This window comes from Pseudactinotalea terrae (assembly GCF_009733845.1).
Taxonomy (GTDB): domain Bacteria; phylum Actinomycetota; class Actinomycetes; order Actinomycetales; family Beutenbergiaceae; genus Pseudactinotalea; species Pseudactinotalea terrae.
In genome coordinates, this window is the sequence record NZ_WNXZ01000001.1 from 970,798 (window position 1) to 994,619 (window position 23,822).

A 23,822-nucleotide genomic window follows, 5' to 3' on the forward strand; every position below is an offset into this window, starting at 1 on the left:
AGCGGTCGTGCTGACGGCTCGTCAGTCCGCCCTGGGCGTCGTTGCCCTGGAGTCGCCCGACGTCTCGCCGGTGACGGGGTCGTCGGGTTCGCCCGCCGCCTCGTCGTCGCCGTCGTCGGCGTCCTCGAGCTCATCCGTCTCGGTCGCTGCCTCGTCCACGTCCTCGTCATCGGCGTCGTCGGACTCGGCGTCCTCGGGCTCGCGGCCGGGTAGCCAGACCGTCTCCTCGACGCCGCGCTTGCGCCTCCCGATGATGACGAAGACCGCCAGCGCCACCACGAGCACGATGATCGAGGTCCACACGTTCAGGCGCAGGCCGAGCACCTCCTCGGCCTCGTCGATGCGCAGCATCTCGATCCAGAGCCGCCCTGCCGTGTAGAGGGCGACGTACAACCAGAACACCCGACCGTGTCGCAGCTGGAGCTTGCGGTCGAGGTGCACGAGGAGCGCAGCCATCGCCAGGCTCCACAGCAGCTCGTAGAGGAAGGTCGGATGGAAGAGCGTGCCCTCGGCGAAGTCGAGACCTTGAGCGCGCAGGTGCTCCTGGTCGATCTGCAGCCCCCACGGCAGCGTCGTCGGTGCCCCGAAGAGCTCCTGGTTGAAGTAGTTGCCGAGCCGACCGACGGCCTGAGCCACGAGCACCCCGGGCGCCATGGCGTCGGCGAACGGCGCGAACCGGAGCCCGGCCCGGCGCAGCGAGATCCACGCACCGAGCGCACCGGCGGGGATGGCGCCCCAGATGCCGAGCCCGCCCTCCCAGATGCGCAGCGCGAGCGCGATGTTGCCGTCGGGGCCGAAGTAGCGGTCCGGCGAGGAGAACACGTGGTAGATCCGCGCTCCGACGATGCCGAACGGCACCGCCCACATCACGGCGTCGAGCAGCGCGCCCTCGGGCCCGCCGCGGGCGCGGTACCGCCTGATGGCGATCCACGCGCCGATGACGATCCCGGCGAGGATCGCTACCGCGTAGGCGCGGACAGGGATCGGTCCGAGGTACCAGACGCCCGTCGGCGGGCTGGGGATCCCGGTCACGAAGCGACCGTGCCCTGGCGTACCCCGTCGGCAAGGTCTTCCACGAGCGTGCGGAGGGCGTCGAGCCCTTCGGCACCGGCGGCGCTGCCGAGCGCACGCACGGCGGCCGACCCGACGATGACGCCGTCCGCGTACCCGGCCACCTCGGCCGCCTGCTGGGCGTCCGAGACCCCGATCCCGACGCAGACGCGCTCGGCGCCCGCCGCGCGGGTGCGCGAGACCAGCGCCTCGGCGTGAGCGCCGATGGCGGCCCGCACTCCGGTGACACCCATCGTGGACGCAGCGTAGACGAAACCCCGCGAGGCGTGCGCCGTCAGCTCGAGGCGTTCGGATGTCGAGCTGGGTGCGACGAGGAAGACCTTGTCGAGGCCGTGGGCGTCAGCGGCGGCGATCCACTCCCCCGCCTCGTCCGGGATGAGGTCCGGCGTGATCAGACCGGCTCCGCCGGCTTCCGCGATCTCGCGGGCGAAACGCTCGACGCCGTAGCGGAGCACCGGGTTGTAGTACGTCATCACGAGCACGGCCGCGCCGGTCGCGGCGACCTCCTCGACCGCACGCATGACGTCGGCGATCCGGACGCCGCCGTCGAGCGCCTGCTGCGCCGCGGCTGCGACCAGCGGGCCGTCCATGCCGGGGTCGGAGTACGGCAGCCCCAGCTCGATGATGTCCGCTCCGGCGGCGACGGCTGTGCGGGCCGCCTCGATCGAGGTGTCGACATCCGGGTAGCCCACCGGGAGGTAGATCACCAGGGCACGGCGCCCCTGCGCCGAGGCGTCGTCGATCGCGGCACCCGCGGTGCGACGCGCGTGGCTCATCCGTCGGCCTCCTCGTCGGCGCCGCGCAGGCCGGGCCCGCCGTTGCCGGTCAGCCCGAACCAGTCGATCGCTGTCTCGACGTCCTTGTCGCCGCGCCCCGACAGGCTCACGAGGATGGTGGTCTGCGCCGGGTCCGCACCGCCGTCGACCAGCTCGCGGCCCAGCGTGAGCGCACCCGCCAGGGCGTGCGCCGACTCGATGGCCGGGATGATCCCCTCGGTGCGGGACAGCAGTGCGAACGCCTCCATCGCCTCGGCGTCGGAGATGCCGCGATAGCTCGCTCGACCGAGATCGGCGAGCCACGCGTGCTCGGGGCCGACGCCCGGGTAGTCGAGGCCGGCGCTGATCGAGTGAGACTCGATCGTCTGGCCGTCCTCGTCCTGGAGGAGGTAGCTCTTGGCACCGTGCAAGACGCCGGGCACGCCCTTGGAGATCGTGGCGGCGTGGCGCTCGGTGTCCATGCCATCGCCTGCGGCCTCGCAGCCGATGAGCGCGACATCGGCATCGTCGAGGAAGGCGTGGAAGATGCCCATCGCGTTCGAGCCGCCGCCCACGCAGGCGACCACGGCGTCCGGAAGCGCGTCGAACCGCTCGAGCATCTGGGCGCGGGCCTCCTCGCCGATGACCTTCTGCAGGTCGCGCACCAACGCAGGGAAGGGGTGCGGGCCGGCCACCGTGCCGAACACGTAGTTGGTGGTCTCGACGTTGGTCACCCAGTCACGAAACGCCTCGTTGATCGCGTCCTTGAGCGTGCGCGAGCCGGAGGTGACGGGGACCACCTCGGCACCGAGCAGACGCATCCGCGCGACGTTGAGCGCCTGTCGGCGGGTGTCCTCCTCGCCCATGTAGACCGTGCACTCCAGGCCGAACAGGGCCGCTGCCGTGGCGGTCGCGACACCGTGCTGGCCCGCGCCCGTCTCGGCGATCACGCGGGTCTTGCCGATCCGCTTGGTCAGCAGCGCCTGGCCGAGCACATTGTTGATCTTGTGGGAACCGGTGTGGTTGAGGTCCTCGCGCTTGAGCACGATCCGCACCCCACCGGCGCTGCGCGCGAACCGCGGCACCTCGGTGATCGGCGACGGCCGCCCGGTGTAGTCCCGGGCCAGCGTCGAGAGCTCGAGCGCGAAGGTCGGGTCCACCCGGGCCTTGTCCCAGGCGACCGAGAGGTCGTCGAGGGCGGCGATCAGCGCCTCGGGGACGAACCGGCCGCCGTAGTCGCCGAAGTACGGACCTGTCGCCGCCCGCAGCGGAGCTGTGCCGCCGGGGCCGCTCGTCTCGGTCACGGACGCACGGATCGCAGCGCCGGGTGCGCACCGGCCGCGACCATGTCGGAGGTGGCGCCGCGCGGGTCGCCGGTGGTCACGAGCGCCTCGCCGACCAGCACGGCGTGCGCCCCCCAGCGGCCGTAGTCGAGCACGTCGTGCGGGCCCCGGACACCGGACTCGGCCACGATGACGGCACCGGCCGGCACGCGCGGGACGAGCCCGGGGAACGTCTCCCTGTCGACCTCGAGCGTGTGCAGGTTGCGGGCGTTGATGCCGATCACGCGTGCCCCCGCCTCGGCAGCGCGGTCGACCTCCTCCTCGGTGTGGGCCTCGACCAGCGGCGTCATGCCGAGCGAGACCACGCGCTCCAGGAGACCGGTCAGCACCGGCTGCTCGAGTGCGGCCACGATCAGCAGCACGGCGTCGGCGCCATGGGCGCGTGCCTCGAACACCTGGTAGGGCGAGACCACGAAGTCCTTGCGAAGCACCGGGATGTCGACGACGGCGCGCACCGCGGCGAGGTCGGCGAGCGAGCCGCCGAAGCGGCGCTGCTCGGTCAGCACGCTGATCATGGCGGCCCCGCCTGCCTGGTACTCGACAGCGAGCGCCGCTGGGTCCGGGATGTCGGCGAGCGGACCCTTCGAGGGGCTGGAGCGTTTCACCTCGGCGATCACGGTGACGGCGTCGTCGCGGCGCAGGGCCGCCACGGCGTCGAGCGCCGGAGCCTGGTCGAGTGCACGGGCCCGCATCTCGGCGAGCGGTACCTCGGTCTCACGATGTGCCAGGTCCTCGCGGACCCCGGCAACGATGTCCTCGAGCACGGTCATACGGGGTTTTCCTTGCTCACCACGACGCCCATGCTAGTTGGAACCGTCGGGCACGCCGACCACGCTCACACCGGGCCGAGGACACCGTGGAGCGCGGGCACGTTCCGCAGCACGGAGAACACGATCGCGAGAGCCAGGAACGCGATCACGGACCAGGCGGGCGGTTGCCATGCGGGCCTGTCGGTGGCCGCCCGGACCAGCCAGATCAGCCAGAGCACGGCGGCGACAGGCATGGCGATCGTGAAGAACGGGTTCATGCCCCAGGCGCCCGCGACGTCACCGGTCGCGAGGTCGTGCGCGGACCGCAGGCCACCGCACCCGGCGCAGTAGTAGCCGGTCAGCGCGAGCACGGGGCACAGCGGGTAGCCGCCCTCGTGCGGGTCGCGGAGCGCCACGACCAGGGTCGCAGCTGCCACGAGGCCACCGACGAGCAGCGGCGTGCCTACGCCGCGGCGGACCTCGGTCGCTGCCGTCACCCCGCGGCGAACTGCGAGAGGTAGCCGAGCGAGGCCAGCAGGCTCATCCCCACCCCGATGCACCCGAGGACCAGCCCGGCGGTGGCGACACCGCGGTTGTCGGCGGTTCCGGCATCGGCCGCCCGGCGGCCGGCGTTGCCCATGAGGATCGCGCCGACGCCGAGCCCGATGCCGAGCAGGGAGCCGAAGCACAGCACGATGCTGAGGATCCCCATGACGAGGGCCCCGGTGGCCTTGCCGTTGTCGCGGGTGCTGTTGATCCAGCCGCCGTAGCCGGGGGCACCGGGGTACCGGCTCTGCGCCAGGTAGGGGGAGTAGTTCTGCGCAGGTCCGCCGTACTGCTGCGCCGGCGGGGTGCCGTAGCTCGGACCCGAGGGCGGCGGGGGTGGGGGCGGTGGCGCGTCCTGAGGTGTCTGCCACAGCTGGGAGCCTGCAGGCCCGGACGGCGGTGTGCCGTAGCTGGGGACCGACGGGGTCGACGACGAGCCGCCCTCGGGGACCTCGCCGTAAGGGTTGGTGCCGCCGCTGGGAGGCGGTGGGGGGCCGTACGACATCGGTCAGGCTGCCCGGTCCGCCTCGCGGGAGCCACGCGGCTGGCCGAGACCCATCGCGCGCATGATCGCGCTCGCGACCAGGCCGACGACGACCACGACCGCACCGGCGATCATGACGGGTGCCGAGGCCATCGGCATACCGACGGCGAAGATCAGGGCGCCGAGCCCGACGACGTACAGCAGCGTCCAGCCGGCCGGGGTCTTGCCCTCGTTCCGGTGCGCAGGCATGGGCGGCAGACCGACCTGCTCCTCGATGGTCTCACCATTCACCTGACGCATGATCACGGTCTTCTGCTCCACGTCGCGATCGTACCGGCTACCCGTGGGACGGGTCGTCGCCCCGGGTCAGCGCGTCCCAGTCGTCCATCGCCCGGCCTCGGGGCGTGCGAGGGGGCGTCGGCGTCGCCCGGGCGGCGGCGTCGGTGCCACGCTCGTAGCGTCGCCCCACCCGTTGCCACGACCCGGCGAGGAAGGGCAGCGCGAGCCCCGTGAGGACGGCCACGGCGCCGACGACCAGCGCTGCTGTCGGCCACGGCGCCACCGTGATCGGGCCGTCGACCTGTCGCACGCCGGTGATCTCGGCGGCGGCGCGCAGCACGCTTCGCTCGGGATCGGCGAGGAAGAGGCCGGCGGAGACCGCTGCCAACGCTCCCCCGGCGATCACACCGAGCACGGCGAGCACGCGGGCGAGCGCGCCGGCGAGCCCGAGCACGAGGCCCGAGACCAGCACCACGAGCCCGGCGCTGGCCACGCCCGGCGCAGCGTCGGAGCCGGCGACCGTCACCGCCTCGCTGCCGACCGTGGTCGGCGCGACGGCGTGCGCCCATGCGGGCAGCGTCAGCCCGAACAGCGCGATCCCGAGCACCACCACGATCAGCACCGCGCGACCGCGACCGAGCGAGCCGGTCATGGTGCGACGACGGGCGAGGTCATCGTGGAAGCGATCCGGATCGCCCGCAGCGCGGCCGCCGCCTTGTTCCGCGTCTCGACGTACTCGGTCTCGGGGTCGGAGTCCGCGACCAGGCCGGCGCCGGCCTGCACGGTCGCATGCCCGTCGGCGATCACCGCCGTGCGGATCGCGATCGCGGTGTCCATGTCGCCGGCCAGGTCGAAGTAGCCGACGACGCCACCGTAGATCCCGCGGCGTGCCGGCTCCAGCTCGTCGATCAGGGCGATCGCGCGAGGCTTGGGGGCGCCCGAGAGCGTGCCGGCCGGGAACGTGGCCTTGAAGGCCTCCAGGGCGGTCGCCTCGGGTCGCAGCTCGCCGCTGACGGTCGAGGACATGTGCATGATGTGGCTGAACCTCTTGATCTCCATGAGCTCGACCACCGCGACCGTCCCGGGCACGCACACCTTGCCGAGGTCGTTGCGCGCGAGGTCGACGAGCATGAGGTGCTCGGCGCACTCCTTCGGGTCCACCAGCAGCTCGTCGGCGAGCTCCTTGTCCTCGGCCGGCGTCGCACCGCGCGGCCGGGAGCCCGCGATCGGGAAGCTGGTGACCTGTCGGCCGGCGACCTTGACCAGCGTCTCCGGGCTCGACCCGACGACGTGGTAGCCCTGACCGCTGCCCTCCGGCCCGTCGGGCAGGTGCACGAGGTACATGTAGGGGCTGGGGTTGACGGTGCGCAGCACCCGGTAGACGTCGAGCGGGTCGGCCGGGCAGTCGACGTCGAACCGCTGGCTCAGCACGACCTGGAACACCTCGCCGTCGACGATCGCCTGCTTGGAGGTGGTGACGGCGTCGGTGAACTCCAGGTGTGCCGTGCGGTGCTTGACCTCGGGCTCGGGTGCACCGCTGTCGAGCACGCCCAGCACGGGTGCCGCCGGGACCGCCAGGGTCGCGACCATCGCGTCGAGCCTCGCGACGGCATCGCGGTAGGCGCCCTCGAGCGCGGCCGTGGGCTGCGTCTCGTCGAGGAAGGCGTTGGCGATCAGCCACAGGCTGCCGTCGCGATGGTCGACGGCGACCATGTCCCCGATCAGCAGCAACCCGACGTCGGGCTGGTCGTGCTCGGCGGGCGCCCGGCGCGGCAGCGTCGGCTCCCAGTGGTGGATGACGTCCCAGCCCAGCGCCCCCACGAACCCACCGGTCAGCGGAGGCAGCCCCGGCACCTGCGGGGTGTGGAGCGCCGACAGCGCGTCGGCGAGCACCTCGACGACATCGCCCTGCGTCCGGACCGACGACGGCACCTCGCCCCACCACCGGGCCTCGCCGTCGGGCTGGGAGACCAGCCCGGCACGCGCGGTGACACCGATGAAGGACCACTGGCCCCACGTGCCGTCCGACTCGGCGGACTCGAGCACGAACGTGCCGACGCGACCCTGCGCGAGGCGACGGTACAGCCCGACCGGCGTGACGTCGTCAGCCAGCAGGCGGCGCACGACCGGCACCACGCGCCGCTCGGCGGCGAGCGCCGTGAAGGTGGGCAGCGCCGGCCAGGTCTCGCCCCAGCCGACGGTCTGCGGCCCGGTCACGGGGCGTTCTCCCCGCGCACGGCGGGGAGCGTGCCGCCGGCGTCGAAGCACGAGCGGGCACCGGTGTGGCACGCAGGCCCGACCTGCTCGACCCGCAGCAGCAGCGCATCGCCGTCGCAGTCGATCTCGACGCTGCGCACCAGCTGGATGTGCCCCGAGGTGTCGCCCTTGCGCCAGTACTCCTGACGCGAGCGGGACCAGTAGGTCACCCGCCCTTGGGTCAGGGTCCTCCTGAGCGCCTCGTCGTCCATCCAGGCGACCATGAGAACGCGTCCGTCGTGATCGTCCTGGACGACCGCACACACCAGTCCGGAGTCATCGCGGCGCAGTCGATCGGCGATCGTGGGGTCGAGCGGCACGCCCACGATCCTCCCACGGCTGCGCACCGACCTGCGGCAGGGCCGGGTGGCGCCGCCACTCCACGAGGGTCGCGAGCGCCACTCTGCGCGACGGCATGTAGGCGTGGAAGAAGACCCACCGCGCCAGCCACGCCACCCACCCGGTCAGCGGGACGCCGTAGAGCTCCGCGGCGCCGCGGCCGATCCCGTAGCTCGCGCCCTGCCCCAGCCCGGGGAACCGGAACGGCGCGGGCTCGCGGCCGCGCAGCGCACGCACGATGTTGGCCCCGATGCGCTTGCCGTGGTAGATCGCCCAGAGCGCGTTCGCCGGGCACGGTCCGCTGCCGGCCGGGTGCGGGACAGCGGCGCAGTCGCCGCCCGCCCACACGTTCTCGGCCACTCGCAGGAACCGATCGGTGACGAGCCGGCCGGCGGCGTCGGTGGCGAGATCCTCGAGTCCTGGCGGCGCGACCGGGGTCTGACCCAGCGCGGAGATCACGGTCGCGGCGGCCAGCACGGTGCCGTCCTCCAGCACGGGCCCGGTGGGGGTGACCGAGGCCAGCCGAGCGTTGCTGCGCACCGTGACACCGGCCTCGACGAGCTTGCCGGCGGCGTACTCCGCCACCGCCTCGAGGCGGGGGCGCAGGCTGGGCAGCACGTCGGCGCCGGCACCGAGGAGCGTCACGGTGGCTCGCTCCCCCGCCAGCGCCGATTCGGCCGCCACAGCCGCGCGGAGCCGCTGCGCGATCGCGCAGGCGGCCTCGGTGCCGGCGAAGCCAGCACCCGCGACGACCACGTGCAGCAGCCTGCGGCGGTGCGCCGGGTCGGCGGTCCGGGCGGCCATCTCGACGACGCCGGCAAGGTTCCCGTTCATCTCCAGCAGCGCGCGATCGTGCTTGAGCGACCACCCGTGCTCTGTCAGCCCCGGGACCCGGTCGGTCGCGTCCCGGCTGCCGGTCGCGACCACGAGATGGTCGTAGCGCAGCCGCTGGGCGCCGGTGGCGCTCATCACGTCGACCGTGCGTGCGGACGTATCGACGGTCCCGACGACGCCGTGGATGTGCCGGGCACCGGGGACAAGCTCCACGAGCGGGACCCGCGCCCGCTCTGGCGCCACGTGCCCCGTGATGACCTCAGCGGTCCAGCCGTGGAAGCTGTGATGGGGCGCCATCGAGACCAGCGTGACCCGGACGCCGCGCCTGCCGACCACCCTACGCGCGGCCCAGACGCCGACGTAGCCGCCGCCGAGCACCACGACCTCGGTGGTCACGACGCCACCTCGGTCAGCGCCTCGGGCCAGGCGATCGCACGCCCGAAGGACATCGGGTCCGCGAGCGTGAACCCGAGGTGCGAGTAGCGGTTGGCTGCCGCACGCATCCGGATCGCGTGATCGACGCTCGCCTGCCCGGTCGCCGAGACGACGACCCCGTCGAAGGCCATCAGCATCGTCTCGCACAGGCACGCGTAGGCGAGGCCGGTTGGCAACCCGATGTCGCCCCGCAGCTCCACGCCCGGGACCGCCGCGATCCCGCCGTCGACCACGAGCACGTCGGGCCGCTCGTGCTGCAGCGCGGCGTCCGTGTTGCGTGGCTGGGTGTCGTCGAGCACGATCGCCCCGCGCTTCAGGTGCTCCGCGCGCACCAGCGCGTCGGTCGCGGAGGTGAGCACGAGCACCAGGTCGGCGTCCCGTATGTCATCGATCGAGGTCGAGGTCCTGACCTGCAGCCCGGTGCCGCGGACCTCGGCCGCGAGCTCCTCCAGCCGGCCGGCGCCACGAGCCACCAGGGTCAGGTCGGTGCCGAGCGGGTCCTCGGCCAGCAGCCGGACGACGCAGGATCCCACGCTGCCCGATGCGCCGACGATCGCGATGTGGCCCCCCGGCGCGGCGGGCAGCAGCCTGCGCAACGCCTCGACCGTGAGGAACGCCGTGAACGCGTTGCCTGTCGTCAGGGTGAGGCCGGGCCGCTCCCGCAGCAGCCGCCCGGCGCCGCTCGCGGGTGTGGTCAGCGCTCCCAGCCCGACGACCGAGGCGCCGAGCTCGACCGCCCGGTCGATCGCCGCCTCGATCTTGCCGACCACCCAGCGACGGTCCTCGGTGAGCATCTGCCGCGCGCTGACAGGGACCACGATGATATGGCCCGCCACCGTCGCGCGGTCCCGCCGGCGCACGGTCGCGAACGGCTGCGGCGGCACCGGGAGGTGCCGCAGCCCCCACTGCAGCGCCGGTTCCGGCAGCTGCCCGAGCGGGGACCACACGCGCGCCATGTCCGGGGCGACCCGGGCGCGTGGGTGCACCAGGAAGGCGAAGGTGCGCTCCGCCGTCGGGAGTGCGGGGGTGTCGATCAGCACGTGCGGCTCCTGTCTCGGGGTCACCGAGATGGAGCCGATCGCCGCCTGCGTGATACGTGCGGCGTCAGCCGCTCTGGACCACCCAGGAGGCGTGCAGGCGCGCGTACCGGCCGCCACGGTCCACGAGGTCCTCGTGCGAGCCGACCTCGACGATGCGGCCGGCATCGACGACCACCACGAGGTCGGCGGCCTCGGCGGTCGACAGCCGGTGGGCGATCGCGATCGAGGTGCGGCCCGCGGTCAGCCCGATCAGCGCCCTGTTGATGCGGGACTCGGTGGCCGGGTCGACGGCGGAGGTCGCCTCGTCCAGGACGAGCACGTCGGCATCGGCCAGGTAGGCGCGGCTGATCGCCACGAGCTGCCGCTCGCCCGCGGAGAGCGACTCGCCGCGCTGCCCGACGTCGGAGTCCAGGCCATCGGGAAGGGTTGCGACCCAGTCGGTCAGCCCCAGCTCGGTGACCGCGGCCTCGATGCGCTCGCGGGAGACCGGGCGGCGCCCGTAACCGATGTTGTCCGCGATCGTCCCGGTGAACAGGAAGCCCTCCTGAGGCACCACGACCACGCGTCCACGCAGGTCGGCGAGAGCGACGTCGCACAGGTCGACGCCGTCGATCGCCACCGTGCCCACGATCGGGTCGGCGAAGCGTGTGACCAGGCGTGCGAGCGTCGTCTTGCCCGAACCGGTCTCGCCCACGATCGCGACCCGCGCGCCCGCGGGGATCTCGAGGAACACGTCCTGCAGCACGGGCGGCCCGTCCGGGTAGGCGAACGCGACGTCCGTGAAGCTGATCGATGCCGGGCGCCGCGGGCCCAGATCGATCGGCTCCTCGGGGTCCTTGACGTCGACAGGGGTGTGCACCACGGAGATCACGCGCCGCCACCCGGCCACCGCGTTCTGCATCTCGTTGAGCACCTCGGTGGCGGACTGCACCGGACCGGTGAAGATCTGCACGAGGAACAGGAACGCGAGCAGCCCGCCCACGCTGATCTCGCCCACGAGCCCGAGGTAGGTGCCGAGGGTGACGACCGCGGCGAGCGCCACGCCGGCCAGCAGCGTGCCGGTCGAGAACGCGACCGAGGCGAACATCTGCGCCCTGACGGCGGCGTCCCGGTGGCCCTTGATCGCCCCGTGGATCCGCCGCAGCACCCGGTCCCCGGAGCCGTAGGCGCGGATGGTCTGCGCACCCACCACGGCCTCGGAGATGGCAGCGAGCATGCCGCCGACGCGGGCGCGGACGTTGCCGTACGCCTCGTTGAGCAACCGCTGACCCTTGGGCGCGAGCACCAGCATCGGCAGGAACACGACCCACACGAGGAGGGTGAGCTGCCAGGAGTAGAACAGCATCGCCACGGTCGCGCCGGCGATCTGCAGCATCGACAGGATCAGCATGATCCCGCCCCACTGCACGAACATCGAGATCGTGTCGACGTCGCTGGTGACACGGGAGACCAGCGAGCCGCGCCGCTCGGTGTTCTGGGTGAGCACCGACAGGTCGTGGACGTGCCGGAAGGCCCGCACCCGCAGCTGGGCGAGACCGCCCTCGGTGGCCGTGAACAGCCGCACGTTGACCCACGAGGTCGCCAGCCCGGTGATCAGCAGCACGACCGCGGCGATGCCGCACATCTGCACCACCAGGCTGGGGTCGGCGTCGCCCACGATGCCGCGGTCGGTGGCCTGCTGCACCGTGAACGGCACCACGAGCCGGCCGATCGTGGCGACGACGGCGAGCGCGAGCGTGACGCCGATCCCCTTCGTGATGGCCGGCGACAGGCGCAGGCCCTCGCGCAGCGTGCCGAAGACACCGAGATCGGAGGTCGCCTGGATGCGCGTGCTCATCGACCCGCCTCCTCGCGGTCCCGCGCATACGCGGTGACGATCTCGGCGTACCCGGCATCCCGACCGAGCAGCTCGGTGTGTGTCCCGACGTCGATCACGCGACCGCCGTCCAGGTGCAGCACCCGATCGGCCAGGGCGATCGTGGCGGTGCGGTAGGCGACGACGAGCACCGTGCAGGCCTGCTCGCGCAGGTTGGCCAGGATCGCCTGCTCCACCTCCGGGTCGACGGCGGAGGTCGCGTCGTCGAGCACGAGGAGTCTCGGGTTGCGCACCAGCGCACGTGCGATCGCGATGCGCTGCCGCTGACCACCGGAGAGCGAGGTGCCGCGTTCCCCCACGACCTCGTCGAGCCCGCCGGGGAGCGCCTCGACGAAGCCGTCGGCGCGAGCCAGCCGGAGCGCGGCCCAGACCTGCTCGTCCGTGATCGTGACGTCGTCGTGGTCGGCGAGGGTGATGTTCGCGCGCACGGTGTCCTCGAACACGAACGCCGTCTGGGCCACGAGGGCGGCGGCGCCCGTTCGGGCCTCGTCGGAGAGCGCGCGCACGTCGACGCCGTCGTAGCGCACCACGCCCTCGGTGGGGTCGGTCATGCGCAGCAGCACGTCGACGAGGGTCGACTTCCCGGCGCCGGTCGCTCCGACGACCGCGAGGGTGCCACCGGGCGGGACCACGAAGCTGACGTCGTCGAGCAGCGGGCGGGCGGAACGGCCCTGGCCGACCTCCAGGCCGATGCCCTCGGCCTCCAGGTGCAGGCCGCCCGAACCGGGCAGGTCCACGTCTCCGGGCTCGAGATAGCCGCGGGCGTCGATCACGCGGGCAACGCGCTCGTGGCCCACGAGCGAGCGCGGCAGGTCACCGAGCACGAAGCCGATCGCCCGGACCGGGAAGGTGAGGATCGTCAGCAGGTACGACGCCGTGATCACCGCGCCGGTCTGGGTCTGGCCGGCGTCCACCCGGTACACGCCGACGACGAGCACCGCAAGCGTGGCGAGCGCGGGCATCAGGTCGATGACCGGGTCGAAGACCGAACGGATCCTGCCGACCCGCACGTTGGCGGCGCGCAGCTGATCGGCCGCGACGGCGAAGCGCTCCTCCTCCAGCTGCTCGGTGCCGAGCGACTTGACGATCGTGGCGGCCTCGAAGCTCTCGTGCGCGACGTCGGAGACCCGCGCACGCTCGGCCTGCACCTGCGTGATCGCCGGCGTCATCCAGCGGCGGTAGACGGCGTTGACCACGAGCACGAGCGGCAGCACCGTGACGCCGATGAAGCCGAGCACGACGTCGGAGACGAACATCGCCACCGACGCTCCGATCACCATCACGATGACGCCGAGCGCGAACGGCAGTGGCATGAACACGTAGCCGGCGCTCTCGGCGTCGGAGTTCGCGTTGGAGAGCAGCTGCCCCGTGGGGTGCGCGCGGTGCCACGACATCGGCAGCCGCAGGTACTGCTGCGTGACGAGACGGCGATGCCCCGCCTGCACATCGATCGAGCCGATGCCCGCCCAGATGCGCCGGCCGGCGACCGTGACCGCCGAGGTGACCGCCAGCCCGAGCAGCAGCAGACCGGCCCCGATGATCGCTCCGCGACCCACGTCCTCGCCCCCGAGCGCCGGGACCACGACGCTGTCGGTCAGGCGACCGAGCAGCCATCCCACGGCCACGAAGGACAGCCCCCAGACCGCGCTGGCGACGATGGCGAGGGTGAAGGTCTTGGGCTGAGACCTGATGCCTCTGCCAAGCAGAAGGAACGAGCGGCGGACGGCGCCACCTGGCAGGGCGTACACGACCAACCATCCTAGGCTGGGTCGCATGACGCGTTGGGACCTGGTCGAACGGCAGCACCTCGTGGCGACGCTGGAGGCGGCGGACCCGCTCGCCCCCACGCTGTGCGAGGGCTGGGAGGTGCGGCACCTGGCGGCGCACCTGTACCTGCGGCGGCACCGGCCGTGGCGCTCATGGCAGCAGGACGAGAACAGCGTGTTCGCCGAGCTCGCGGAGCAGGCGAAGGATCCCGTGGCCTACCGAGACCTCGTGGGCCGGTTCGCGGCGGCGCCGGCCCCGATCTCGCTGATGGCGCTGACCGACGGCCCGCTCGGTCCCGTGACGAACACCACCGAGTACGTCATCCACCACGAGGACGTTCGGCGTGGCGCCGGCCCCGTGCCGGCACGCACGTTGCCGGCCGAGCACGCCGATGCGCTCTTCGACTCCGTCGTGCAGTTCTCGAAGCTGGCGCTGCGCAGGCTCGAGGTCGGCGTGGTGCTCGGTGTCCCGGGCGGGCGGCGGCGCGTGGTGAAGAAGGGCACCGACTCCGTGGCCGTGATCGGCGCCCCGGTCGAGCTCGCGCTGCTGACGTCGGGGCGCGGGCGCGCCGCCGATGTGGAGCTGCTCGGCTCGGAGAGCGCCGTGGCGTCGTTCGAGGCTGCGCTTATCTGACGACGATCCCCGCGGCGCGCATCTCGTCCTTGACCTGGGCGACGGTGAGCGTCCCGAAGTGGAACACGCTCGCGGCGAGCACGGCGTCAGCACCCGCCTGCACGGCCTCGACGAAGTGCTGCGCCGTGCCGGCACCACCGCTCGCGATCAGCGGCACGTCGACGGCGGCACGGACCGCCTCGATCATCGGCAGGTCGAAACCGGCGGTGGTGCCGTCGGCGTCGATCGAGTTGAGCAGGATCTCCCCGACGCCGTGGCTGGCGGCGTAGGTGACCCACTCGAGCGCATCCTTGCCCGTGCCCCGGCGACCGCCGTGGGTGGTGACCTCGTAGCCCGACGGGGTCGTCTCGCCGTCGGGCCGGCACCGGCGCGCATCCACCGACAGCACCAGCACCTGGGATCCGAACCGCTGACTGATCTCGCCGATCATCTCAGGGCGTGCGACGGCGGCGGTGTTGACGCCGACCTTGTCCGCGCCCGCGCGCAGCAGCATCGCGACGTCCTCGTCGGAGCGGACGCCGCCGCCCACGGTCAACGGCACGAACACCTCCTCGGCGGTGCGGCCCACCACCTCGAGCGTGGTGGCGCGGCCGTCGGTGGAGGCGCTGATGTCGAGGAAAGTCAGCTCGTCGGCGCCCTCGGAGTCGTACCGGTGAGCGAGCTCGACCGGGTCGCCGGCATCGGTGAGGTTCTCGAAGTTCACGCCCTTGACGACGCGACCGCCGTCGACGTCCAGGCAGGGGATCACTCTGATGGCGACGGTCATGAACCCGATCCTTCTCCGCTGACGTCGGACTGCGAGGTGACCGCGAGCACGTCGACGACGAACACCACGGTGTCGGTGCCGTCGGCCTGCGCGGGCGGCACCACGAGCAGCACGCGGGAGCCCACGGCCGCGTCGACGAGGCCGTCCTGCAGCCCGGGGATGCGGTCGACGAGCGGGATGGTCACCGGCAACGTGCCGGGACCCCACGTGCTGTCGAGCACCTCACCGGTCGACCAGGCCATCTGCACGTACCGCACGGTCACCGACTCGCCCGCCTGCACCTGCGGCCCGTCACCGCGGATCAGCTGGGCGATCGTCAACGAGTTCGGCGGGGCGCCCTCGGGCAGCGTGATCGTGGGGGTGCCGTCGTCGGCGACAGCGACCTGCGGCAGCGTCTCGGGGACCTCGAGCGGGGTGCCGACCGCCTGGGTGGGCAGGATGTCGTACACGATCACGACCGGGTCGGGCACGGTCATCGAACCGGGCTCCAGGCGCAGCAGCCGGCTGCCCTCGGTACGGCCGAGCAGCTCGTCGTAGAGCGGGCCGGCCTCGTCCTCGGTCAGCTGCAGGATGCGCGGCTCGGAGCCGTAGGAGTCCTCGACCACCTCGCCCGTGACGGCGTCGAAGGCGATGTAGGCCAGCATGACGGCGTCGCCGTCGGCGAGCTCGGCGCCCTCCCCCGGGATCAGCGTGGTCGTGACGATCTTCTCGATCTTCAGCGGCGTCTCGAGCGTCACGAGCGGGCGACGCCCGACCTCGCCGGCGACCTCGATGCCGGCGTTCGGGTCCGGCGGCGGCTCGGGCTCCTGACGGCAGCCGGCGAGCAGGGCGAGCACGATCACGGTCAGCACCGTCACGAGAGCGCGCAGCGGGGTGCGCGGGGACGTGACGGGCATGGTCTCGGATTCTAAGGTGCGCAGATGAGGGCCTGGGACAGCCCTACAGGCCCAGGATCGGGTCGCTGACGACGTCGCTCGACTCACCGGAGTCGAGCCCGGCGATCAGGCGCTCCACACGCGGGTCGACGCTGCGGAACGGGTCCTTGCAGAGCACCGTGCGACCAGCCTGGTCGTTGACCTTGAGGTGCACCCAGTCGACCGTGAAGTCGCGCCTGCGGGCGGTCGCGGCGCGGACGAAGTCGCCACGCAGCCGTGCCCGGGTGGTCTGCGGCGGCTGGTCCGTGGCGGTGGTGATGGTCTGCTCGTCGACCACGGTCGCGGCGAGGCCACGCTCCTGCAGCCGTGCGAACAGACCCTCGGTCGGCGAGATGTCGTGGTAGGCGAGGTCGAGGCGCTGGATCCGGGCGTCCGAGAGCGGCACGTCGCCTCTCGCGCGGTAGCGGTCGATCAGGCGCTTCTTGATCACCCAGTCCAGCTCGGTCTCGACGGCGGTGAGATCGCCCGAGGCGAGCGCGGTCAGGCCGCGCTCCCACAGGTCGAGCACCCAGGCGTCGTGCGGACCGCGCTCGTCGGCCTGCTCCACGAAGTCCCGTGCCTTCTCCAGGTAGGCGCCCTGCATCTGCAGCGCGCTCATCCGCTCGCCCCGTGCGAGGGGCACAGCGGCGGTCCCGGTGAGGTCGTGGCTGATCTCACGGATCGCCCGGACCGGGTTCTCCAGCGAGTAGTCACGGAACGTCGCACCGGCCTCGAGCATCCGCAGCACCAGGTCGGTCATGCCGACCTTGAGCATCGTGGTGGTCTGCGACATCGAGGAGTCGCCCGAGATCACGTGCAGGCGCCGGTACTCCTCGGCGTCGGCGTGCGGCTCGTCGCGCGTGTTGATGATCGGGCGCGACCGGGTGGTGGCCGAGCTGGTCGCCTCCCACAGGTGGTCGGCGCGCTGGCTGAAGGTGTACAGCGGGCCGCGTGAGGTCACCAGGACGTGGCCGGCGCCGGTGAGGATCTGCCTCGTGATGAGGAACGGCACCAGCACCTCGGCCGTGCGAGCAAAGTCGCTGCGGCGCCGGATCAGGTAGTTCTCGTGACAGCCGTAGGAGTTGCCGGCCGAGTCGAGGTTGTTCTTGAAGAGGTGGATCTTCCCCTCGACGCCGTCGGCGGCCAGGCGAGCCTGCGCATCGGTCACCAGGCCCTGCAGGATCCGCTCCCCCGCCTTGTCGTGAGCCACCAGCTGCTGCAGGTCGTCGCACTCGGCGGTGGCGTACTCCGGATGCGACCCGACGTCGAGGTACAGGCGCGAGCCGTTCGCGAGGAATACGTTGCTCGACCGCCCCCAGGCCACGACCTTGCGGAACAGGTAGCGCGCGACCTCCTCGGCGGAGAGTCCCCGCCCCTGCGGTGCCGCGCAGGTCACCCCGAACTCGGTCTCGAGCCCGAAGATGCGGCGGATCACCCGCCGGCCGCCAGCAGCGCGGCGAGGTCGTCGCCGTCGAGCCGCCGGAACGCGCGCCGGGTCCGGGTGCGGTCGAGGACCGCGGCCTCGAGCGCCGTCGGGACGATCTCGCGGACGGCACCGTCCTCGGCCGTTCCCAGCGTCCGGACGGCGAGCTGCATCGCCTCCTCGAGCGTGAGCCCGGGGCGCCACGCCGCCTCGACGAGCGCGCCGAGCCGCTCGGCGTCACCGCCCATCACGACGCGGCCGGGCTCGTCGGTGACAGACCCGTCGTAGGAGAGCCGGTAGATCTGGTCCTGCTCCTGCGTGACCCCGACCTCGGTCACGGCGAGCTCGACCTCGAGCGGCTTGGACTCGGTGGTGAACACCGCTCCGAGGGTCTGCGCGTAGGCGTTGGCGAGCCCGCGCGCGGTGACGTCGATGCGGTCGTAGGAGTAGCCGCGCATGTCGGCGTACCGCACGCCGGCGACGCGCAGGTTCTCGAACTCGTTGTACTTGCCGACCGCGGCGAACGCGATCCGGTCGTAGATCTCGCTGACCTTGTGCAGCGCCCGCGAGGGGTTCTCGGTGGCGAAGGCGATCCCGCCGTCATAGCCGAGCACGACGACGGAGCGGCCGCGGGCGATCCCCTTGCGTGCGAAGTCCGCCCGGTCCTTCATCAGCTGTTCGGGCGAGACGTAGAACGACTGCGTCATGATGCACCTCCGCGCTCGGGGCTGGCGTGGCGGCGCGCGGCGATCGCCTCGGTGTGGCGCGCGAGGTCGTCCTGGCTGATGCTCTCGTAGCCCTGGGCGTCGACGCGAGCGACGATGGGGTAGATGCCGCGGATGGCATCCGGTCCGCCGGTGGCGGAGTCCTCGTCGGCGGCATCCACGAGAGCGTGCAGCGCGACCTGGACCGCCTCCTCGGCGTCGAGCCCGTGGCTCCAGAGCTTCTTGAGCGAGCCGCGTGCGAACACCGAGCCGGACCCCACGCTGTGGTGGTCCTGCTCCTCGTACCGGCCGCCGACGACGTCGTAGGAGAAGATCCGGCCGATCTCCCGTTGCTGGTCGAACCCGCCGAACAACGGCACCGCGGCGAGCCCCTGGATCGCCAGGCTCAGGTTGGACCGGACCATGGTGGCGAGCCGGTTCGCCTTGCCCTCCAGCGAGAGCCGGGAGCCCTCGATCTTCTCGAAGTGCTCGAGCTCGAGCTGGAACAGCCGCACCAGCTCGACGGCGAGCCCCGCCGTGCCGGCGATGCCGATCGCGGAGAAGTCGTCCGCAGGGAACACCTTCTCCATCTGACGGTGCGCGATCTGGTTGCCCATGGTCGCGCGGCGGTCGCCGGCCATGATGATCCCGTCGGCGTAGGTGAGCGCGACGATCGTGGTCGCGTGCGGGCTCACGTGCGCCAGGCTCTCGCTGCCCACCAGGTCATGGCGGCGCCCGGGGAGCAGATCGGGGGCGTAGGAGGCGAGGAACTCGGTGAACGAGGCGCTGCCAGGGGTCGTGAACGCTGCCGGGAGCCGGCCACCGGACTCGAGGCTCACTGTCCGCCCTTCTGGACGAAGCCGCGCACGAAGGTCTCGGCGTTCGTCTCCAGCACGTCGTCGATCTCGGCGAGCAACGAGTCGACCTCCGTGTCGCTCGCCGCAGCGGAGGATGCCGGGGGCGGCGGTGGGGTCTCGTCGTCCGGCGGATCGGGGTTCTGGCGGTTCTCGAACTGCTGCGACGACACAGTGACTCCTTCTGGTGTGCTGCGCTGGACTCGATCCTACGTGGACGGCCCGGTCAACGCGGCCAGCAGCGACCCCGGGTCCGTGTGGGAGTCGAGCAGCGCTCCCACGTGCTGCTGCGTGCCCCGGTGCGGGTCGGGCATCGGCACGCGCTGCAGGTGACGTGCCTCCGCGACGTCGAACACGACCGCGTCCCAGTTCGCCGAGGCGATCGCCCCCGGGTAGCGGCGGATGCACTCGCCACGGAAGTAGGCGCGGGTGTCGGTGGGCGCGTGCGCGATCGCCCGCTCCACCTCCTCCTGGCTCACGAGGACCTCCACCGCGCCAGCCGCGGCGAGCTTGCTGTAGACGCTGCGCTCGGGGCGCAGGTCGGACCATTGCAGGTCGAGCGCGGCGAGCCGCGGGTGGTCCCAGCCGATCTGGTCGCGCCGCCGCATGCCCTCGAGCACGCGGAGCTTGGCGAGCCACTCGACCTCTCGCGCGCAGCCCGAGGGGTCGGTGGCCAGCCGGTCCAGCAGGTCGAGCCATCGATGGACGACGTCGGCGGTCGCCGGATCGGGAGCCTCGCCCTGGGCGGCCCCCTCCTCGAGCGCCGCCGCCACGGCCTCGGCGTAGCCGCGCTGGATCTGCAGCGCGGTCATCGTGCGGCCGTCGGCCAGGTCCAACGGCTCCGACAGCGACAGGTCGTGACTGACCCGGTGCGCCGCGCCGACCGGATCGGCCAGCGCGAGCGCGGCGATCTCGAGCGGCACTCCCCCGTGCTCCAGCAGCCACAGCACCAGCGACGTCGTCCCGACCTTGAGGTAGGTGGCCACCTCGAGCAGGTTCGCGTCACCGACGATCACGTGCAGCCGCCGGAACCGCTCGGAGTCGGCGTGCGGCTCGTCGCGGGTGTTGATGATCGGCCGGCGCAGGGTGGTCTCCAGCCCCACCTCGGCCTCGAGGTAGTCGGCGCGCTGGGTGATCTGGAACCCGGGCCGTTCCCCGCGCTGGCCGAGCCCGACCCTCCCGGCGCCCGCGAACACCGGCCTGGTGACCAGGAAGGAGGTCAGCATCGTCACGATGTCCCCGAACGGCACCTCACGGTCCATCAGGTAGTTCTCGTGGGTGCCGTAGCTGGCGCCCTTGCCGTCGGTGTTGTTCTTGTACAGCGCGACCTCGGGCATCCCGGGGATCTGTGCGAGCAACCGGGAGGAGCGCAGCAGGATCTCGTCACCTGCCCGGTCCCAGAGCACGGCGTCGCGCGGGTTGGTGACCTCGGGCCCGGAGTACTCGGGGTGAGCGTGGTCCACGTAGAACCGTGCCCCGTTGGGCAGGATCACGTTGGACACGACGCCCTGCTCGAGCTCCGGCGCCGGGCGACGTCGGTGCGTGACGCCCCAGTCGCCGTCCGGGGCGGGGTTCGCCTCGTCGTCGGTGAGCTGGCTCGGGTGCGCCGCAGAACGGTCGACGCGCCAGCCGCGCGCGTCGCGCAACGGGTCCTCGTCGGCGTAGTCCCAGCGTGCGCGTGCCCCGCCCGAGATGCCCTCGTTCGCATACGCCGTGACCACCTGAGCGCTCAGCAGCATCGGGTTGGCGCCGGGGTCGCGGACCCCGAGGATCCCGTACTCCGTCTCGATGCCCATGATGCGTCGCACAGTCACGGGCTCAACCCTAGGTGCGCACCCGGTCGAGGTCCGCACGCAGCCCGCGGGAAAGCGCTCTGGGGTGACGGCGGTCCGCCCGGTGGACCCGAACGACCCCGAAGCGCGTCGCTACAGGTACTGACCGGTCTGGGAGACGTTCTCGATCGTCCGACCCGCCTCCGCGGCGCCCTTGTGCTGCACGATCGTGCGGATGAACACGATCCGCTCGCCCTTCTTGCCGGACACGCGCGCCCAGTCGTCGGGGTTGGTGGTGTTGGGCAGGTCCTCGTTCTCGTGGAACTCCGCGAGGCACGCGTCGAGCATGTGCTCGACCCGGATGCCGCGCACCCCGGTGGCCAGCAGGTCCTTGATCGCGTTCTTCTTGGCGCGGTCCACGATATTCGCGATCATCGCGCCGGAGCTGAAGTCCTTGAAGTACAGGATCTCCTTGTCGCCGCTGGCGTAGGTGACCTCGAGGAACTGGTTCTCGGCGTCCTCGGCGTACATCCGCCCGACCACGCGCTCGATCATGGCCTCGACAGCGGCACCGGCGTCGCCGTCGTGCTCGGCGAGGTCGTCCGGGTGGATCGGGAGGTCGTCGGTGAGGTACTTGGCGAAGATGTCGCGGGCAGCCTCGGCGTCAGGGCGCTCGATCTTGATCTTCACGTCGAGCCGGCCGGGGCGCAGGATCGCCGGGTCGATCATGTCCTCCCGGTTGGAGGCGCCGATGACGATGACGTTCTCGAGGCGCTCGACGCCGTCGATCTCGCTCAGCAGCTGAGGCACGATCGTGGTCTCGACGTCGGAGCTCACGCCGGTGCCGCGGGTGCGGAAGAGCGACTCCATCTCGTCGAAGAACACGACCACCGGGATGCCCTGGGAGGCTTTCTCGCGAGCGCGCGAGAAGATCAGTCGGATGTGCCGCTCGGTCTCGCCCACGAACTTGTTGAGCAGCTCGGGGCCCTTGATGTTGAGGAAGTAGCTCTTCGGCCTGCCGGTAGCGTCGGGCTCGACGCTCTGCCCCTCCTCCTCGGCGCGCTTGGCGAGCGCGGTCGCCGCGAGCGACGTCGCGACCGCCTTCGCGATCAGCGTCTTGCCGCAGCCGGGCGGCCCGTACAGCAGCAGCCCCTTCGGGGGCTTGAGGCCGTGCTCGCGGAACAGGTCGGGGTGCAGGAACGGCAGCTCGACGGCGTCGCGGATCTGCTCGATCTGCGCGGCGAGGCCACCGATGTCGGAGTAGTCGACGTCGGGCACCTCCTCGAGCATGAGGTCCTCGACGTCGGAGCGCGGGATCCGCTCGAAGGTGAATCCGGTGCGGGTGTCGACCGTGAGCGCGTCGCCCACCCGGACACCGGTCTGCGCCAGCGGTCCGGAGAGCCGCAGCACCCGCTCCTCGTCGGCGCGCCCGACCGCGAGCACCCGGTCGGGGTCGAGCACCTCCTTGACGGTCACGAGCTCGCCGACCGGCTCGTAGGTGCCCGCGGAGACGACGGTCATCGCCTCGTTGAGCTGGACCTCCTGGCCCGGGCGCAGGTCGTCGATCTCGACGCTCGGCGACACCCCGACGCGCAGCTTGCGGCCCGAGGACATCACGTCGATCGAGCGGTCCTGGTGCGCGCGCACGAAGACGGCGTACGAGCCCGGCGGACGAGTCATCTCCTCGAGCTGCGCCCGCAGCTCGACGAGCTGGGTGCGAGCTGCGGTCAGCGCCGCGACCAGGCGCTCGTTCTTCGCCGAGAGGTCCACGACGCGCTTCTCCGCATCGCGGGGGGTGCCACCGACCCTGCCTGGGACCTGCTCACTCATGCCATCAACGATAGGTCAGTCTGGCTGGGGCGGCGCGGGCGTCTCGCCGTCGGTGGCCTCGGCGCGCCGCGCACGGTCGGCCTCATGCCCCCGCAGCACCCGCCGGACCTTCTTGGCCGAGACGGCTCGCTCGCCGACGTCGGCCGCGAGATCAGCCGTCTCGAAGTCGTTGACCGGTTCGCTGTAGGCACCTGGGGCGGGCCGGCGCCTGCGGATCGGCGCGGTGACACCCGGCGCCATCTTGCGGGTGGTCACCAAGAACCCGGTGTGCGCCACCATGCGGTGGTCGGGTCGCACCGACAGCCCCTCGAGGTGCCAGCCGCGGACCATCGACTCCCACGCGACCGGCTCGGTCCAGCAGCCACGGTTCTTGGCGTCCTCGGCGAACCGGGACAGCTGTGTGGTGGTCGCGAGGTAGGCCAGCAGCACGCCACCGGGCGCGAGTGCGCTCTCGACGGCCTCGAAGCACTCCCAGGGCGCGAGCATGTCGAGGACCACGCGGTCGACCGACCCGGGTGCCATCGTCCCGCCGGCCAGGGCCGCGGGCAGCACGTCCTGGAGGTCGCCGGTGCGGAGCTCCCAGGCGGGGTGCGGACCGCCGAAGAACGTCTCGACGTTGCCGCGGGCGATCTCGGCGAAGTCCTCGCGCCGCTCGATGCTCAGCAGCGACCCGCCCTCGCCGACCGCGCGCAGCAGCGACAGCGTCAGCGCACCCGAGCCGACGCCGGCCTCGACCACCCGGGCACCGGGGTAGATGTCCGCCTGTGTGACGATCTGCGCGGCATCCTTGGGGTAGATGACCGCCGCGCCGCGCGGCATCGAGAGCACGTAGTCGGCCAGCAGCGGCCGCAGGGCGAGGTACTCGACACCGCCGGTCGTGGTGACGACGGTGCCTTCCGGAGCACCGATCAGCTGGTCATGGGCGAAGGAGCCCTTGTGCGTGTGGAAGTCCTTGCCGGCGGCGAGGGTCAGCGTGGTGGGCCGCCCCTTGGGGTCGGTGAGCTGGACGCGCTCGCCGGCACGGAACGGGCCGCGGCGCATCTGGGCACCGATGGGGGCAGTAGTCACGGGGCGCCAGTCTAGGAGCGGAGGGTTCGGCGACCTGCCAGGTGGCACGAATCGCACGCTCGATCGCGTCGCCATCGCTTGCGG

The 23,822-nt window shown here is 72.1% G+C and carries 24 protein-coding genes; 1 reads left to right on the forward strand and 23 read right to left on the reverse strand.

Annotated elements, in window-relative coordinates; all coding sequences use genetic code 11:
* Window positions 1-21: 21 nt before the first annotated feature.
* From lgt to GPA03_RS04510, 14 genes are all read right to left on the reverse strand, one after another.
* The gene (lgt, locus tag GPA03_RS04445) at window positions 22-1,032 is read right to left on the reverse strand and encodes a prolipoprotein diacylglyceryl transferase (protein WP_156250746.1); all 1,011 of its coding nucleotides are present in this window, start codon (window positions 1,030-1,032) and stop codon (window positions 22-24) included.
* Complete coding sequence (trpA, locus tag GPA03_RS04450) at window positions 1,029-1,847, reverse strand: tryptophan synthase subunit alpha (protein ID WP_156250747.1); 819 nt, start codon at window positions 1,845-1,847, stop codon at window positions 1,029-1,031. Before trpA ends, lgt begins: the two co-directional genes overlap by 4 nt.
* Window positions 1,844-3,130 carry a tryptophan synthase subunit beta gene (gene trpB, locus GPA03_RS04455; protein WP_194239495.1) on the reverse strand — a complete coding sequence of 429 codons (1,287 nt, stop codon included), beginning with the start codon at window positions 3,128-3,130 and terminating at the stop codon, window positions 1,844-1,846. The genes trpA and trpB overlap by 4 nt, the downstream gene beginning before the upstream one ends.
* Window positions 3,127-3,939, reverse strand: a complete 813-nt coding sequence (trpC, locus tag GPA03_RS04460; protein ID WP_156250748.1) for an indole-3-glycerol phosphate synthase TrpC — start codon at window positions 3,937-3,939, stop codon at window positions 3,127-3,129. Before trpC ends, trpB begins: the two co-directional genes overlap by 4 nt.
* 65 nt (window positions 3,940-4,004) lie before the next feature.
* Entirely contained in the window at window positions 4,005-4,415 is a 411-nt protein-coding gene (locus GPA03_RS04465; RefSeq protein ID WP_156250749.1) for a DUF2752 domain-containing protein, read from the reverse strand.
* Entirely contained in the window at window positions 4,412-4,969 is a 558-nt protein-coding gene (locus GPA03_RS04470; protein WP_156250750.1) for a DUF4190 domain-containing protein, read from the reverse strand. The genes GPA03_RS04465 and GPA03_RS04470 overlap by 4 nt, the downstream gene beginning before the upstream one ends.
* Before the next feature lie 3 nt (window positions 4,970-4,972).
* A complete protein-coding gene (locus tag GPA03_RS04475) occupies window positions 4,973-5,269 on the reverse strand; it encodes an HGxxPAAW family protein (RefSeq protein ID WP_241681087.1) in 297 nt (98 codons plus the stop codon).
* 16 nt (window positions 5,270-5,285) lie between these two features.
* A complete protein-coding gene (locus GPA03_RS04480) occupies window positions 5,286-5,879 on the reverse strand; it encodes a Trp biosynthesis-associated membrane protein (RefSeq protein ID WP_156250751.1) in 594 nt (197 codons plus the stop codon).
* The gene (locus GPA03_RS04485) at window positions 5,876-7,444 is read right to left on the reverse strand and encodes an anthranilate synthase component I (protein ID WP_156250752.1); all 1,569 of its coding nucleotides are present in this window, start codon (window positions 7,442-7,444) and stop codon (window positions 5,876-5,878) included. Before GPA03_RS04485 ends, GPA03_RS04480 begins: the two co-directional genes overlap by 4 nt.
* Window positions 7,441-7,812: a phosphoribosyl-AMP cyclohydrolase gene (hisI, locus tag GPA03_RS04490; RefSeq protein ID WP_421958403.1), complete on the reverse strand. Its 372-nt coding sequence runs from the start codon at window positions 7,810-7,812 to the stop codon at window positions 7,441-7,443. Before hisI ends, GPA03_RS04485 begins: the two co-directional genes overlap by 4 nt.
* The gene (locus tag GPA03_RS04495; RefSeq protein ID WP_162458252.1) at window positions 7,760-9,052 is read right to left on the reverse strand and encodes an NAD(P)/FAD-dependent oxidoreductase; all 1,293 of its coding nucleotides are present in this window, start codon (window positions 9,050-9,052) and stop codon (window positions 7,760-7,762) included. The genes hisI and GPA03_RS04495 overlap by 53 nt, the downstream gene beginning before the upstream one ends.
* Window positions 9,049-10,131, reverse strand: coding sequence for a semialdehyde dehydrogenase (locus GPA03_RS04500; RefSeq protein ID WP_162458253.1), 1,083 nt, complete (start codon window positions 10,129-10,131; stop codon window positions 9,049-9,051). The genes GPA03_RS04495 and GPA03_RS04500 overlap by 4 nt, the downstream gene beginning before the upstream one ends.
* Window positions 10,132-10,195: 64 nt before the next feature.
* Window positions 10,196-11,968 (reverse strand): ABC transporter ATP-binding protein, encoded by a 1,773-nt coding sequence (locus GPA03_RS04505; RefSeq protein WP_156250756.1) that lies wholly within the window; start codon window positions 11,966-11,968, stop codon window positions 10,196-10,198.
* Entirely contained in the window at window positions 11,965-13,755 is a 1,791-nt protein-coding gene (locus GPA03_RS04510) for an ABC transporter ATP-binding protein (RefSeq protein ID WP_241681088.1), read from the reverse strand. Before GPA03_RS04510 ends, GPA03_RS04505 begins: the two co-directional genes overlap by 4 nt.
* Before the next feature lie 25 nt (window positions 13,756-13,780).
* Between GPA03_RS04510 and GPA03_RS04515 the strand changes: the two genes are divergently transcribed.
* Window positions 13,781-14,407, forward strand: coding sequence for a TIGR03085 family metal-binding protein (locus GPA03_RS04515; protein ID WP_162458254.1), 627 nt, complete (start codon window positions 13,781-13,783; stop codon window positions 14,405-14,407).
* Here GPA03_RS04515 and hisF read toward each other — a convergent pair.
* The 9 genes from hisF to GPA03_RS04560 all read right to left on the reverse strand — a co-directional run bounded on the left by hisF (window position 14,400) and on the right by GPA03_RS04560 (window position 23,711).
* Window positions 14,400-15,173 carry an imidazole glycerol phosphate synthase subunit HisF gene (gene hisF / locus GPA03_RS04520; protein ID WP_156250759.1) on the reverse strand — a complete coding sequence of 258 codons (774 nt, stop codon included), beginning with the start codon at window positions 15,171-15,173 and terminating at the stop codon, window positions 14,400-14,402. The genes GPA03_RS04515 and hisF overlap by 8 nt on opposite strands.
* Entirely contained in the window at window positions 15,170-16,069 is a 900-nt protein-coding gene (locus tag GPA03_RS04525) for an FKBP-type peptidyl-prolyl cis-trans isomerase (RefSeq protein WP_156250760.1), read from the reverse strand. The genes hisF and GPA03_RS04525 overlap by 4 nt, the downstream gene beginning before the upstream one ends.
* Before the next feature lie 43 nt (window positions 16,070-16,112).
* Window positions 16,113-17,522: a Pup--protein ligase gene (gene pafA / locus GPA03_RS04530; RefSeq protein WP_156250761.1), complete on the reverse strand. Its 1,410-nt coding sequence runs from the start codon at window positions 17,520-17,522 to the stop codon at window positions 16,113-16,115.
* Window positions 17,519-18,217, reverse strand: a complete 699-nt coding sequence (prcA, locus tag GPA03_RS04535; RefSeq protein WP_156250762.1) for a proteasome subunit alpha — start codon at window positions 18,215-18,217, stop codon at window positions 17,519-17,521. The genes pafA and prcA overlap by 4 nt, the downstream gene beginning before the upstream one ends.
* Window positions 18,214-19,053, reverse strand: coding sequence for a proteasome subunit beta (gene prcB, locus GPA03_RS04540; RefSeq protein WP_156250763.1), 840 nt, complete (start codon window positions 19,051-19,053; stop codon window positions 18,214-18,216). Before prcB ends, prcA begins: the two co-directional genes overlap by 4 nt.
* Window positions 19,050-19,241, reverse strand: a complete 192-nt coding sequence (locus tag GPA03_RS04545; RefSeq protein WP_156250764.1) for a ubiquitin-like protein Pup — start codon at window positions 19,239-19,241, stop codon at window positions 19,050-19,052. Before GPA03_RS04545 ends, prcB begins: the two co-directional genes overlap by 4 nt.
* A 36-nt stretch (window positions 19,242-19,277) precedes the next feature.
* Window positions 19,278-20,882: a depupylase/deamidase Dop gene (gene dop, locus GPA03_RS04550; RefSeq protein WP_156250765.1), complete on the reverse strand. Its 1,605-nt coding sequence runs from the start codon at window positions 20,880-20,882 to the stop codon at window positions 19,278-19,280.
* A gap of 111 nt (window positions 20,883-20,993) precedes the next feature.
* Window positions 20,994-22,670, reverse strand: coding sequence for a proteasome ATPase (gene arc, locus GPA03_RS04555; protein ID WP_156250766.1), 1,677 nt, complete (start codon window positions 22,668-22,670; stop codon window positions 20,994-20,996).
* A 15-nt stretch (window positions 22,671-22,685) separates the two neighbouring features.
* Window positions 22,686-23,711 (reverse strand): tRNA (adenine-N1)-methyltransferase, encoded by a 1,026-nt coding sequence (locus GPA03_RS04560; RefSeq protein WP_194239502.1) that lies wholly within the window; start codon window positions 23,709-23,711, stop codon window positions 22,686-22,688.
* Window positions 23,712-23,822: the final 111 nt, after the last annotated feature.

Excerpts from the sequence above, each read along its gene's own strand:
- prcA (WP_156250762.1), bottom strand. The coding sequence starts at position 18,217 with ATGACGCAGTCGTTCTACGTCTCGCCCGAACAGCTGATGAAGGACCGG.
- GPA03_RS04480 (WP_156250751.1), bottom strand. The coding sequence starts at position 5,879 with ATGACCGGCTCGCTCGGTCGCGGTCGCGCGGTGCTGATCGTGGTGGTG.
- GPA03_RS04560 (WP_194239502.1), bottom strand. The coding sequence starts at position 23,711 with ATGCGCCGCGGCCCGTTCCGTGCCGGCGAGCGCGTCCAGCTCACCGAC.
- GPA03_RS04515 (WP_162458254.1), top strand. The coding sequence starts at position 13,781 with ATGACGCGTTGGGACCTGGTCGAACGGCAGCACCTCGTGGCGACGCTG.
- trpC (WP_156250748.1), bottom strand. The coding sequence starts at position 3,939 with ATGACCGTGCTCGAGGACATCGTTGCCGGGGTCCGCGAGGACCTGGCA.
- arc (WP_156250766.1), bottom strand. The coding sequence starts at position 22,670 with ATGAGTGAGCAGGTCCCAGGCAGGGTCGGTGGCACCCCCCGCGATGCG.
- hisF (WP_156250759.1), bottom strand. The coding sequence starts at position 15,173 with ATGACCGTCGCCATCAGAGTGATCCCCTGCCTGGACGTCGACGGCGGT.
- trpA (WP_156250747.1), bottom strand. The coding sequence starts at position 1,847 with ATGAGCCACGCGCGTCGCACCGCGGGTGCCGCGATCGACGACGCCTCG.
- GPA03_RS04470 (WP_156250750.1), bottom strand. The coding sequence starts at position 4,969 with ATGTCGTACGGCCCCCCACCGCCTCCCAGCGGCGGCACCAACCCTTAC.
- GPA03_RS04505 (WP_156250756.1), bottom strand. The coding sequence starts at position 11,968 with ATGAGCACGCGCATCCAGGCGACCTCCGATCTCGGTGTCTTCGGCACG.
- GPA03_RS04525 (WP_156250760.1), bottom strand. The coding sequence starts at position 16,069 with ATGCCCGTCACGTCCCCGCGCACCCCGCTGCGCGCTCTCGTGACGGTG.